Below are 12984 nucleotides of genomic sequence, written 5' to 3' on the forward strand. Positions count from 1 at the left end.
TGTTGATTCTGATGCCATCTGCATCGATAACTCGCAAATAATCCTTTTTTACGCATTCGCAATGACAAAATGCAGCAAAATATATGCATTTTTCGCAACGCAGCCACGCTCGTTAAGCATAGCTGCGGAGGCCTGAAATTAATCATTGTTTTCCAATGAGTTAATTTCAGGCGAGGCGAGTGATTAACGAGTGCCCTGCAACGGTGTGACCTCGATGTCACCCTCCTGACGGGCCTTCATTGCCATTGCTGCCGCATGTGCAGCTGCAGATGTCGTATAGTAAGGCAACTTATCATAAAGCGCGACGGAACGAATTTCACGGCTGTCTTCGACGGCTTGTGCACCTTCGGTCGTATTGATAACCAACGAAATTTGCCCATCCTTGAGCATATCAACAATGTTGGGTCGTCCCTCGTAGACTTTGTTCACGATCTGGCAGGCAATGCTATGCTGTTCCAAAAACGCAGCGGTGCCACGGGTTGCAACAATGGTAAAGCCAAGCTCGACCAGAGTTTGCGCGGTCTCAACCAGCAGATCTGTTTTATCGGAATCTTTGATCGAACAGAATACAGCACCTTCTTCAGGTAGGAATGTACCGGCACCCATCTGCGCCTTGAGGAAGGCCCGTGGGAAGGAGACATCCCAACCCATGACCTCACCGGTAGAGCGCATCTCGGGCCCTAGTATGGTGTCAACGCCGGGGAAACGGGCAAACGGCATCACCGCCTCTTTGACCGAGAACCAAGGCATATTTGGATCAGCCAATGTCATCTGGTCAGCCATCGGCAGGGAGCCGGGTTTTGCGTCTTCTGGGTAATCGCCACGGTGTGGAAAGTCATCCAGCGTCTCACCAGCCATTAGGCGGGCCGCGATCGATGCAATTGCTGAATCTGTCGCTTTGGCCACGAAAGGCACGGTGCGGCTGGCGCGTGGGTTGACCTCGATCAGGTAAATCTCATCATCTTTGACTGCAAACTGCACGTTCATCAGGCCGCGCACGTTCAACGCCAGAGCCAGCGCCTCGGACTGCTTTTTGATTTCTGCGATGATTTCATCGCTCAACGAATACGGCGGCAAAGAGCAGGCACTGTCGCCGGAGTGAACTCCAGCCTCTTCGATGTGCTGCATGATACCCGTGACATGGACCTTTTCGCCATCACACAGGGCGTCAACGTCACATTCGATAGCCCCGGACAGATAACTGTCCAGCAAAACCGGACTATCGCCAGAGACGACTACGGCCTCGTTGATGTAGCGTTCCAACTGGGCTGTATCACGAACAATTTCCATCGCACGGCCACCCAGAACGTAAGAGGGGCGGATCACCAGAGGGAAGCCAATTTCGTCTGCAATCGCAAGCGCCTGCGCATCGGTGCTGGCAAGGCCATTGTTAGGTTGTTTAAGGCCCAGTTGGTTGACCAGTGCCTGAAAACGTTCGCGGTCTTCAGCCAGATCGATCGCATCTGGCGAGGTGCCCAGAATTGGAATGCCTTCGGCCTCAAGTGCGTTGGCCAGCTTCAGCGGAGTTTGACCACCGAACTGTACGATTACACCATGCAGGGTGCCGTTTTCCAGCTCTACCCGCAGGATTTCCATCACGTGTTCAAACGTCAGCGGTTCAAAATACAGACGATCCGAGGTGTCATAATCGGTTGAAACCGTTTCCGGATTACAGTTGATCATGATGGTTTCATAACCGGCTTTGGTTAGCGAATAACAGGCGTGGCAGCAGCAATAATCAAATTCGATCCCTTGGCCGATCCGGTTTGGACCGCCGCCCAAGATGACAACCTTCTTGCGCTCGCTGGGGCGAGCTTCGCATTCTACCTCGCCCATCATTGGGGCCTCATAGGTGGAATACATATAAGGTGTTTGCGCCTCAAATTCAGCCGCACAGGTGTCGATCCGCTTGAAGACGGCAGTGACACCTGCCGCTTGGCGTGTGCGGCGTACATCCGCTTCGGTAAAGCCGGTCAGCGTTGCCAAACGTGCGTCGGTAAAGCCCAACATCTTGAGGGCGCGCAATTCGGCCTCGGTGTTGGGCAGGCCGTTGGTACGCACGCTTTCTTCTGCGTCGACGATTTCGCGAATGCGGGCCAGGAACCAAGGGTCAAACGCTGTCGCATTCTGAATTTCATCATCCGTCAGCCCATGCCGCATGGCTTGCGCAATGGTGCGCATCCGGTCCGGGGTTTGGCGGCTGATCGCTTTGATCACGGCGGCCTTATCTGGCGCACCTTCAATGATGATTTCATCAAATCCGGTCAGTCCCGTTTCCATCGACGCCAGCGCTTTTTGCAAAGATTCGTGGATCGTGCGGCCGATGGCCATGACCTCGCCCACGGATTTCATCGCGGTGGTCAGGGTTGGCTCTGAGCCTTGGAACTTTTCAAATGCAAAGCGCGGGATTTTGGTGACAACATAGTCAATTGTCGGCTCAAAGCTTGCCGGGGTGACTTTGGTGATGTCGTTGTCCAACTCATCAAGCGTATAACCAACCGCCAGCTTCGCCGCGATCTTGGCAATCGGGAACCCAGTGGCTTTGGAGGCTAGCGCGGAAGACCGACTGACGCGTGGGTTCATTTCAATGACAACCATACGGCCATCTTCGGGATTGATTGCCCATTGTACGTTCGATCCACCCGTTTCGACGCCGATCTCGCGCAGAACAGCAATCGAGTCGTTGCGCATCGCCTGATATTCTTTGTCGGTCAGCGTGAGGGCAGGGGCCACGGTGATGGAATCGCCAGTATGCACGCCCATCGGATCAACGTTTTCGATGGCGCAGACGATGATGGCGTTGTCGGCTTTGTCGCGCACGACCTCCATCTCGAATTCTTTCCAGCCCAGCAGGCTTTCATCAATCAGGATCTGATTGACCGGCGAGGCATCAAGCCCGGATTTGCAGTAAAATTCGTAATCGTCGCGGTTATACGCAACACCACCGCCGGTGCCGCCCAATGTGAATGCGGGGCGAATGATTGCAGGCAGACCGATGTCGTCAAGCGCGTCCATGCATTCTTCTATGGTGTTGGCGATTGTGGCACGTGGGTTTTCGATGCCCAGACGGTCCATCGCTTCGCGGAACAATTTGCGGTCTTCGGCCATCTCAATGGCTTCGCGGTTGGCACCGATCAGTTCGACGCCGAACTCATCCAAGACGCCCAAATCTGCCACCGCCAGTGCGGTGTTTAACCCGGTTTGTCCACCCATCGTGGGCAGCAATGCGTCGGGACGTTCTTTTTCGATGATCTTGGCAACTACTTCGGGCGTGATCGGCTCGATATACGTGGCATCGGCCAGCTCAGGGTCGGTCATGATTGTGGCTGGGTTCGAGTTTACCAGAATGACCCGGTAACCCTCTTCGCGCAGCGCCTTACAGGCTTGTGCGCCAGAGTAATCAAATTCACATGCCTGGCCGATGACGATTGGGCCGGCTCCGATGATCATGATGGATGAAATATCGGTTCTTTTTGGCATGGGTCCCTCGTGTCAACAGCTGGCAAATTGAAGCGGGTTATAGACATCAAATGTCTGTGTGCAAGAGCTTGTTGGCAGCGCATCTCGCCTCACCTATGTAAGGGGAAACCACGAGGGACGCAAAACCAATGAACCACCAATTAATTCAGGCGAGGCGGCATGCGTTGTTATGGCTGGAAATGATTGGCATTTTTGTGATTTCCCCAGTTATCATGGCTGTCTTTTTACCACCAAATTGGCTGTTCTCGGCGTTGTTTTTATTGATGCTTTTGGGGCTTTGGCTGCTCTACCGGACGCCGAGTTTTAGTTATAGTGATTTATATCGTGGCTTTTCGGCCATAAACTGGGCGGTGATTTTTGGCTTTTTCGCTGCGACGGCAGTGGTCTGCTATGCCGTGGTGATATATTTTGCGCCACATGCGGCCTTTGGTCTAGCGCGGCACAACTTACCACTGCTCCTTATGATTCTGCTGCTTTATCCGGTTCTTTCGGCCTTGCCACAGGAAATTGTCTATCGCGCGCTGTTCTTTGAGCGGTACAAGGCCATACTCCCATCTCCCGGTGCCGCCGTAGTGTTGAACAGCGCGTTGTTTGCACTGGCGCATCTGATGTACTGGAATATCGTTGTGACATTGATGACCTTTTGCGGCAGTCTATTGTTTGCGCATTCCTATGCGATTGGGCGCAACTTTCCGCAGGCTGTGCTGTTACATGCCATTGGGGGGAACCTCGTTTTCATCTTTGGTCTCGGAATTTACTTCTATTCCGGCAACGTGACCCGGCCTTTCTGAATATTCAGAAACCAGATACCGAAAAATGGCTGTCATTTCGCGCGCAAGCGAGTAGATACACCCATCACCAGACGGAGCGCATGGCGTGAAGATTCGCTTTGATCATGGCCCATCCGAGGCCCCTTGCTGTTTTTCCCAGCCAATAAAGCAGATTGTGGCGGCTGAACCCGCCGATGTGCCACATGCTTTGCAACAACTGGATGAGGCGCGCAAGGCGGGCCATTGGTTGGCAGGTTATGCCAGTTATGAGTTGGGTTATGTGCTGGAGCCACGCCTGCATGCGCTGATGCCACAACATCGCCGCCTGCCTTTGCTGAACTTCGGTGTATATGAGGGGCCCAAGGCGGCTGATCCACTTGCACAAGCTGACGCAGGGTTTGCGGAATTCGCGGCAGGTTGGGATCAAGAGACCTATGCAGAAGCATTTCAAAAGGTGCATGACTATATTTGCGCGGGCGATATTTATCAGGCCAATCTGACCTTTCCGCTTGCGGTTCAGGGGCAGGGTGAGGCCGAAGCAATATATCGCGCACTTTGCGAGGTTCAGCCCGTGCGCTACGGCGCGATGATACAGGAGGCGGGCCGCCCGGATATCCTGTCGCGCTCCCCCGAGCTGTTCTTTAAAACCACACCCGATGGCCGGGTTGAAACCCGCCCTATGAAAGGTACGCAGCCGCGCAGTGAAGATGCAACTGAAGACGCGCGGCGCCGCTATTTTTTGCAAACGGATGAAAAGAACCGTGCCGAAAATCTGATGATTGTGGATTTGCTGCGCAATGATATTTCACGTATTTGCGAGGTGGGCAGTGTTGAGGTGCCGGAACTCTTTGCGATTGAAAGCTTTGAGACCGTGCATCAGATGACCTCACTTGTGGCGGGGCAGATGCATGCGGGCACTGAACTGTCCGATATTTTCCGGGCGCTTTTCCCGTGTGGTTCAATCACCGGGGCCCCCAAGTTGCGCGCGATGGAGATCATTGCCGAGCTGGAATATCAGGCGCGCGATATCTATTGCGGTACTATCGGTTGGGCCGCACCGGATGGACATGCTGAGTTTAACGTCGCGATCCGCACCTTGATGATGGAGAACACCCACGTCACGATGAATGTGGGCGGCGGCGTCGTCTATGACAGCACCGCCGAAAGCGAATATGAGGAAGCGTTATGGAAAACCCGCTTTGCCCGCCTTCTGACCCGAACTTCCGACTGATCGAAACCTTTGGGTTTGCGCCGGAGCTGGGATGTATGCGGCTGGATCTGCATCTGGAACGTTTGTCAAAATCGGCGGCGGCCTTTGGCATTGCTTTTGATCGTGATCAGGCCTGTGACATGGCTAACGCCATCACCAGCGAAGTCGCTCTTAGATGCCGCATGACACTGGACCCCTTCGGGAAAGTTGACCTGGTCACGGCGCAGATGAGCGAGACTCCTGTGGGCAAATGGACACTGGCCGTCGCACCAGAACGCCTGAAAAGCGATACGATTTGGTTGGCCTATAAGACAACGCAAAGAACACTCTACGATCAAACGCGTGCAAATCTGCCAACCGGTGTGGACGAGTTAATATTCCTGAATGAACGCGGCGAGGTGTGCGAGGGAACCATTACAAACATCTTTATTGAGACAGCTAAGAGGGCATTAGTCACGCCGCCGTTGACCTCGGGACTGTTACCGGGGGTGCTCCGCCACTGCGAGATCGCCTGTGGGCGCTACGCTGAGCAGATCATTACGCTGGATGATCTCAATCAGGCGCGGCAGATCTGGGTCGGTAATTCACTGCGCGGATTGATCCCATCCCGCATGGTCTGATCCACGATATTCAGCACCGCTTGTATGGCTTAGGGCGTTGAATTTGGCAGATACGGTGTTTTTTCGAAATTGTGCGGTGTCATCTGACCCGCCCCCCTTGACTTTAGCCCCCGGCCAAGGTGTATCGACGCCGATCGGAATAGCGCCCCACGCGGGGCCGGAAAGGGCATCATGCACGCATATCGCAGCCATACATGCGCAGAACTGAACAAATCCAATGTTGGACAACCTGTCCGCCTGTCAGGCTGGGTGCACCGCATTCGGGACCACGGCGGCATTCTGTTTATCGATTTGCGCGATCATTATGGTGTAACGCAGGTTCTATGTGATCCCGATAGCCCGGCATTTGCTGACGTTGAAAACGTTCGTTCCGAATGGTGCATTCGCATCGATGGTGAGGTCAAAGCCCGAGATGAAAGTCTGGTGAACACAAAACTGCCAACCGGCGAAGTCGAAGTGTTCGTACGCGATCTTGAGGTTTTGGGCAGTTCAGAAGAGCTTCCTCTCATCGTGTTTGGTGATCAGGAATACCCCGAGGAAACCCGCCTTCGTTATCGTTACCTTGATCTGCGCCGCGAAGTGATGCAGCGCAACATGATTATGCGATCTGATGTTGTTGCCTCAATTCGCCGCCGCATGTGGGATATCAATTTCCGCGAATATCAAACGCCGATCATCACCGCCTCCAGCCCTGAAGGTGCGCGCGACTTTCTGGTGCCCTCCCGTCTGCACCCCGGTAAGTTCTATGCGCTGCCACAGGCCCCACAGCAGTTCAAACAGCTGATCATGGTGTCGGGCTTTGACAAGTATTTCCAAATTGCGCCGTGTTTCCGCGATGAAGATCCACGTGCTGACCGCTCGCCAACAGATTTCTATCAGCTTGATCTTGAGATGTCGTTTGTTGAGCAGCAGGACGTTTTTGACACCATTCAACCCGTGCTGGCTGGGATCTTTGAAGAATTCGGCGGTGGTCGTCCGGTTGATCAGGAATGGCCGCAAATCTCGTATCGTGATGCGGCGCTTTGGTATGGCTCTGACAAGCCTGACCTGCGCAACCCGATCAAGATGCAGGTGGTCTCGGATCATTTCCGGGGGTCGGGCTTTGCCATCTTCGCCAAGCTGCTGGAGCAAGAGGGTACTGAGATTCGCGCTATTCCGGCGCCAAAGGGCGGTTCACGCAAATTCTGCGACCGGATGAATGCTTTTGCACAAAAAGAAGGCCTGCCCGGCATGGGTTATATCTTCTGGCGTGATCAGGGTGAGGGTATGGAAGCAGCCGGACCTTTGGCTAAGAACATTGGATCAGAGCGCACCGAGGCCATTCGTCAGCAGTTAGGCCTTGGTGTCGGCGATGCGGCCTTCTTCCTGGGTGGTAAGCCTAAGGCGTTTGAGACCATCGCGGGCAAAGCCCGTAACGTCATCGGCGAAGAACTAGGTCTAACCGACAAAGATCGTTTTGCATTCGCTTGGATCGTGGATTTCCCGATTTACGAGCAGGACGAAGAATCTGGTAAAATTGACTTCGAGCACAACCCGTTCTCGATGCCGCAGGGTGGCATGGCCGCGCTCGAGGGCAACCCGCTGGACGTGTTGGGTTATCAATATGACCTGTCGTGCAACGGCTACGAGTTGGTCTCAGGCGCGATCCGGAACCACCGCCCCGAGATCATGTTCAAAGCCTTTGAAATTGCGGGTTACGGTAAGGATGAGGTTGAAAAGCGTTTTGGCGGTATGGTTAACGCCTTCCAGTATGGCGCCCCTCCGCACGGTGGCTGTGCTGCAGGTATCGATCGGATCGTGATGCTGTTGGCAGACGAGGCTAACATTCGCGAGGTTATCATGTTCCCGATGAACCAACGCGCCGAAGACCTGATGATGGCAGCCCCATCCGAGCCGACCCCAGATCAGTTGATGGAGCTGAACCTGCGGGTTATCCCGCAGGACTGATCACATTTGATACCACCCCTGCCCGCAATGCGGGTAGGGGTTCAGAATGCGGCTTTCTGAGCCATACGTTTTTTGAGAAGCGACAGCAGATCTCTGATGATACTGTTGGGCACGTAGCCTTGCGCTGTTGCCTTTGAAAGGCTTTTGGCCGCTTTTTCCAACGATGTATCCCCTGCTGATTTCGCAATGCTACGCAAAAACTGTGTCGCATAGGCCAAAGACGATTCGTCCCGTTGTTCTTGCAACAGCTCAGCTGCGTGCGAAATGTCATCCTGATACGCGATCAGGTCTGGTTCAACCCCGCGGTCTTCAATGGCGCGCAGGCTTGCCGCCTGCGGATTTACACCAAGGTGTGTCAGTACAGTTTGCTGGAAATAGCCTAGATTCTCCAATGGTTTATTCAAAAACCCATCAGCCCCTGCCTCTAGCGCATTATTCAACAGGTTAGTGTCGCCGCTCATGCCGAGAAGCACATTCACCCGTGGACGTGCCGCGCTCAGATCCCTGATCAGTTCCAACCCCGATCCATCGGGCAGGCCAAGATCAATGGCTACGATTGATGGGCGGTAAACCTTAAGGTGTTTGCGGGCCGAGCACAGGCAATCGGCCCGGCGGATACGCGCACCGCTGCGCAGGCACATCAGGCGCATGGCATCACTGGCAAAGCGACTATCTTCGACCACCAGCACCGTCAAACCCAGCAAAGGGTGATCCCGTGTTGGATTGCGACGTAACATCAGGTCTTCCATTGTCCTGTCCTCCGTAAGGTTGCCCTCTCACGCTACGTTGCGATGGTGAATGATGTGTTAACTGCGGGATTGCGGCGCTCTGTCGCTTGCCAGATGGGTAAACGCCCCCCATAAGACGGTCAAACAGATGAGCAAGGAACCAGATCATGATTGGACGCCTGAACCACGTTGCAATTGCCGTGCCGGATCTAGAGGCCGCCGCCGACCAATACCGGAATGCGCTGGGGGCCAGTGTTGGTGCCCCAATAGATGAACCAGATCACGGCGTCACAGTGATCTTCATCGAGCTGCCGAATACCAAGATCGAGCTACTTTACCCCTTGGGCGATGACAGCCCAATCAATGGCTTCCTTGAGAAAAACCCATCCGGCGGTATGCACCATGTGTGTTATGAGGTCGATGATATCATCGCCGCCCGTGATCACCTGAAATCTACCGGCGCACGTGTGCTGGGAAGCGGAGAGCCTAAGATCGGTGCGCATGGCAAGCCGGTATTGTTTCTGCATCCGAAGGATTTCAACGGCTGCCTGGTTGAGCTGGAGCAGGTCTGATGGCGGTCACCTCTGGTATCGTTCTATATATGGTGATTTGGTTCATGACGTTCCTGACAGTCATCCCAATCCGCATTCAGACGCAAGGCGACATCGGGGATGTTGTGCCGGGTACCCATGCCGGATCACCCGAGAAACATCACCTGAAGAAGAAGGCCTGGATCACGACCGGTATTGCTGTCGTGCTTTGGGCGATCATAGCTGGGACCATAATCTCAGGCGTGATCAGTGTGCGTGATCTGGATATATACAACCGAATGGGAGCGGCAAACTGAAAGGTGCTTTAGTGGCCTCGGAATAAACAGGGCCGTTATAAAGCTTACCAACCCCAGATTCTCTGTCGCTTTCGTCGAAGTTTTTGCGTTTTAAGGCTGTACTCATACGGGCGGGCGGCAATCTCAAATTCACTGTTAACAGAGCAAGCATTGACGTAAGTCGTGCCGTCGCACACCAAGCTGCCCGCACTTGCATGAACATGGCCAAAACAGTGCAGTGACAGATTTAACGTGTTCAAACGCTGAGCAAGGTGTTGGCATCCTAAGGTTTGGCCCCGGCTGGATACATCTAAAATCCCGGCCGGTGGCGTATGTGTGAACAAAACATCAGTGTCGTTTGGGATCTTGGACCAAGCCGCTTTAAGTGTTTGATAATCAGCAAAAAACGCATGATTTCTGAGGTTAGGAACCCAAGATGATCCGTAGAACTTCACCCCATCGATCATGGCCTCCGCATCATGAAGAAATACTGCGTTTTTAAATGGTAGTTTCCCATTTCGGGCGAATTTTTCCAACGCTAAGTCGTGATTTCCGCCAATGCATAAGATGTGGTTGAACTGCAGCTGGCCAAACCAAGTGTCGATTCGTTCAATGGCATCCTCATCATGCTTCATCAGATGTCCAATATCACCACAGTGAACGAGAACATCGCCTTTCAGCTCGCCCAACTTTTTGTGACCGCCATGGGTGTCGCTGATGATAGTAATTTTCATGATGTCAGCTCAACATGGTCAGGCTTTTGATGTCTAGGGGTGTGTCTGATCTTTTACCAGCATGTGGAAGATGTGTGTGAACGTGGCAGCCCCAAGAATGGGAATGATCAGGTTAACCAAGGGGATGGTCAACGGCATGGCCATAAGTATTCCAGCGACCCAGATCGTCAGTATATGCTTGCGGCGTAGTTGCTTGGCTCTGATACGTCCAACCCGCCGCATCGCGGTCAGTTGGAAGTACTCTGCCCCCAACAGAAACCCGTTCAACCCCCAAAAAATGAACAACGCGAAGGGGGGAAACATTATGTACACAAAGAGCGCAACGATATTCAGCCCGACCAGAACGCCCATAAAGTTGACTGTATCTTTTATGGATTCCCAAAACGGAACCGGCGAGACTTCTGGTAAATTGGGGTAATGCCGTGCCTCGACCGCCTTGGCGACATCCTCGAGGAAAAACGACGTGATGGCGGAAGCAACAGGCACCATCAGAAAAACCGACAACCCAAGCATCAAAAACAGACTGCCCCAGCTTGCCAGATCACTGACCCAGGTTACTTCACCCAAGAGTGGCAACGCGGTTGTGTCGCCAAGAAACCACTGTATCACGGTCAGAAAGACAGCGTAAATCGCAATGAGCGTGGCAAACGTTAACCCTAGGCCGATGAATAAGGCGCGTCGAAACTTAGGGTCGTCAAACTGTCCGATGGCCTTGAAGAAGGCCGAAAAGATTACGCCGCCATCCATGCGGTGATCTCATCCAGATTGGGGCGGGGGCGTTCAGGTGGGGCGGTAGTTTCTGTGCCCAGATGAATGAAACCTGCAATGCGTTCATCCTCATTCAAGCCTAGACCGACCTCGACAAAACCACGGTCATGCGAAGCCCAACCGCTGAGCCAGTTCGCGCCCCAGCCTGATGCCAGTGCGGCATTCAGCATGGCCAGACAAACCGCGCCAGCAGAATAGGTTTGTTCAATTGCAGGAACTTTTGCTGATGATTTTTGACATTCAACCACGGCAACAACCAGATGCGCGCTAGCGAACTGGTAGCTGGCTTTGTCGATGTCTGCACTGTCTTTGCCCAGAGCTTCACCCCGGCTGTGCACAAGATTGGACAGTCGACGCAATGCGCCCTCTTCCAGAACGATAAAACGCCAGGGTTCCAGTTTGCCGTGATCAGGGCTGCGGGCTGCTGCCGTCAACATAGGAACCAATTGTTCTTGTGTTGGAACAGGTAAAGCTAGCGTTTTTGAGGGGCGTGACCGACGGTGCAACAAAAAATCAAGTGCAGCAGGATTTAGATCAGGCATTACCATTCCCTTTATTCATCATAACTGCCCTACATGTCGGAGGGCTTGAGCTTGTCGTCAAGCCTCATGATGAAATTCTAGTAAATATCTTTGCTTCACATGGGAAAGTTCAATTAGTTGCTTGGCAAGTTGTATGAAGCGCGGGGCGCAATTTTAGGCTTGATCATGCATTCGATTTGATTGGCTGTATATGTATTACGTTATCTGTCAGAAAAAGAATCAACTGAGGTCTCGCGTTATAAAAGAAATATTTAGTACCCTTTCAACATTCACTTTGATGTTGGTACTATCGCTCGCAACGCCTGCTCCTCATAAAAATATTGAAAACAATGCCATCGGTTCATCAACGAACAGCCTTTCGACAAATCAGATTGCATATGTGATCATTCAGGCAGGCTTGAAACGTGGTTGGGTCATCCGGCGCACCGGCCCGCAAACTCTGCAGGCACGCTTGGATGTGCGCGCACATATCGTTGTTATGGAGAGCCCAAGACCGTTTGACCGGGATCGCGACGGGCTTGTCATCGGCGAAGGGGCCGGAACACTGGTGTTGGAAGAATATGAGCACGCCAAGGCGCGTGGTGCGACGATTTATGCTGAAATCGCGGGTTTCGGCACCAATTCCGATGGTAAACATGTGACACAACCGACAGCGGAAACGATGGAAAAAGCTCTGCGTCTGGCGTTGGAGGATGCCGGAGTTTCGCCTAACGATATCGACTTTGTTAACGGTCACGGAACCGCCACAGACCGAGGCGATGTTGCTGAATCGCAAGCAACCGCTGCTGTGTTTGGTCAGAACGTTCCATATCATACGCTCAAGGGGCATTTTGGTCAGACTCTTGGCGCGTGCGGCGTGATCGAAACCTGGCTGGGCATAGAGATGATGCGCAGCGGTTGGTTTCCGCCGATTGCCAACCTGACAAATCGTGACCCCCTTTGTGGAGAGCTGGATTATGTAACCGATCAGAGGCGGCACTTGGATGTTGATGTGATGATGCTCAACAATTTTGCATTTGGCGGCATCAACACATCGGTTATTATAAAGAAGCCCTGATCCAGTGTTTGAACGCTTAGTCGGATTGCTGTTCCGGCGATGGCGGGACCAGCGCATAGACCCCCTCGGGAAGGTTCAGAGCAGCCCCCAGATCACGGACTTGCGTGATTGAAAGCGTGACCTTTTGCACCTGATCGGTGCGCGGGTCGTATTGCTCTACGGTGATGCATTCTTCAAATGCGTTGATGATCACATCCTCTTGCAGAGGACTGTTACCGTCATCAACAAGCGTCACTATGGTCGAGTCAAACTCGTGTTCAATGGAAAACATGGTTTTATCCTAACGGCCCGGCGTAAGTTTG

Annotated in this window: 13 protein-coding genes; 7 read left to right on the top strand and 6 right to left on the bottom strand. The window is 53.2% G+C overall.

Annotation, left to right across the window (positions count from 1 at the left end; genetic code table 11):
• Positions 1-183 precede the first annotated feature (183 nt).
• Positions 184-3480, bottom strand: coding sequence for a carbamoyl-phosphate synthase large subunit (gene carB, locus D9A02_RS08830; RefSeq protein WP_120500627.1), 3297 nt, complete (start codon positions 3478-3480; stop codon positions 184-186).
• Positions 3481-3608: 128 nt separating this feature from the next.
• Between carB and D9A02_RS08835 the strand changes: the two genes are divergently transcribed.
• The 4 genes from D9A02_RS08835 to aspS all read left to right on the top strand — a co-directional run bounded on the left by D9A02_RS08835 (position 3609) and on the right by aspS (position 8027).
• Complete coding sequence (locus D9A02_RS08835) at positions 3609-4271, top strand: CPBP family intramembrane glutamic endopeptidase (protein ID WP_120500628.1); 663 nt, start codon at positions 3609-3611, stop codon at positions 4269-4271.
• An 85-nt stretch (positions 4272-4356) separates the two neighbouring features.
• Positions 4357-5481, top strand: a complete 1125-nt coding sequence (locus D9A02_RS08840) for an aminodeoxychorismate synthase component I (RefSeq protein ID WP_120500629.1) — start codon at positions 4357-4359, stop codon at positions 5479-5481.
• A complete protein-coding gene (locus D9A02_RS08845) occupies positions 5436-6080 on the top strand; it encodes an aminotransferase class IV family protein (RefSeq protein ID WP_120502451.1) in 645 nt (214 codons plus the stop codon). The genes D9A02_RS08840 and D9A02_RS08845 overlap by 46 nt, the downstream gene beginning before the upstream one ends.
• A 171-nt stretch (positions 6081-6251) precedes the next feature.
• Positions 6252-8027, top strand: a complete 1776-nt coding sequence (aspS, locus tag D9A02_RS08855; protein WP_120500631.1) for an aspartate--tRNA ligase — start codon at positions 6252-6254, stop codon at positions 8025-8027.
• Between the two features lie 41 nt (positions 8028-8068).
• Here aspS and D9A02_RS08860 read toward each other — a convergent pair whose 3' ends face one another.
• Positions 8069-8776: a response regulator gene (locus D9A02_RS08860; protein ID WP_120500632.1), complete on the bottom strand. Its 708-nt coding sequence runs from the start codon at positions 8774-8776 to the stop codon at positions 8069-8071.
• A 146-nt stretch (positions 8777-8922) separates the two neighbouring features.
• On the opposite strand from D9A02_RS08860, the gene mce reads away from it, so the two are divergent.
• Positions 8923-9327, top strand: a complete 405-nt coding sequence (mce, locus tag D9A02_RS08865; protein ID WP_120500633.1) for a methylmalonyl-CoA epimerase — start codon at positions 8923-8925, stop codon at positions 9325-9327.
• On the top strand, positions 9327-9602 hold the full coding sequence (locus D9A02_RS08870; RefSeq protein ID WP_120500634.1) for a DUF1467 family protein: 276 nt from the start codon (positions 9327-9329) through the stop codon (positions 9600-9602). The genes mce and D9A02_RS08870 overlap by 1 nt, the downstream gene beginning before the upstream one ends.
• 44 nt (positions 9603-9646) lie before the next feature.
• Here D9A02_RS08870 and D9A02_RS08875 read toward each other — a convergent pair whose 3' ends face one another.
• From D9A02_RS08875 to D9A02_RS08885, 3 genes are read right to left on the bottom strand one after another with little or no spacing between them, the layout of a single operon-like run.
• Complete coding sequence (locus D9A02_RS08875) at positions 9647-10315, bottom strand: metallophosphoesterase (RefSeq protein ID WP_120500635.1); 669 nt, start codon at positions 10313-10315, stop codon at positions 9647-9649.
• Positions 10316-10348: 33 nt separating this feature from the next.
• Positions 10349-11062 carry an EI24 domain-containing protein gene (locus D9A02_RS08880; RefSeq protein ID WP_120500636.1) on the bottom strand — a complete coding sequence of 238 codons (714 nt, stop codon included), beginning with the start codon at positions 11060-11062 and terminating at the stop codon, positions 10349-10351.
• Complete coding sequence (locus D9A02_RS08885) at positions 11047-11625, bottom strand: nitroreductase (protein ID WP_120500637.1); 579 nt, start codon at positions 11623-11625, stop codon at positions 11047-11049. The genes D9A02_RS08880 and D9A02_RS08885 overlap by 16 nt, the downstream gene beginning before the upstream one ends.
• Before the next feature lie 379 nt (positions 11626-12004).
• Here D9A02_RS08885 and D9A02_RS08890 point away from each other — a divergent pair, with 379 nt between their 5' ends.
• The gene (locus D9A02_RS08890) at positions 12005-12682 is read left to right on the top strand and encodes a beta-ketoacyl synthase N-terminal-like domain-containing protein (protein ID WP_254054591.1); all 678 of its coding nucleotides are present in this window, start codon (positions 12005-12007) and stop codon (positions 12680-12682) included.
• A 16-nt stretch (positions 12683-12698) separates the two neighbouring features.
• Here the strand turns inward: D9A02_RS08890 and D9A02_RS08895 are convergent, their stop codons facing one another.
• A complete protein-coding gene (locus D9A02_RS08895) occupies positions 12699-12953 on the bottom strand; it encodes a hypothetical protein (protein WP_120500639.1) in 255 nt (84 codons plus the stop codon).
• Positions 12954-12984 lie beyond the last annotated feature (31 nt).

The sequence above is a fragment of the Roseovarius sp. EL26 genome, from assembly GCF_900327775.1.
Lineage (GTDB): Bacteria > Pseudomonadota > Alphaproteobacteria > Rhodobacterales > Rhodobacteraceae > Roseovarius.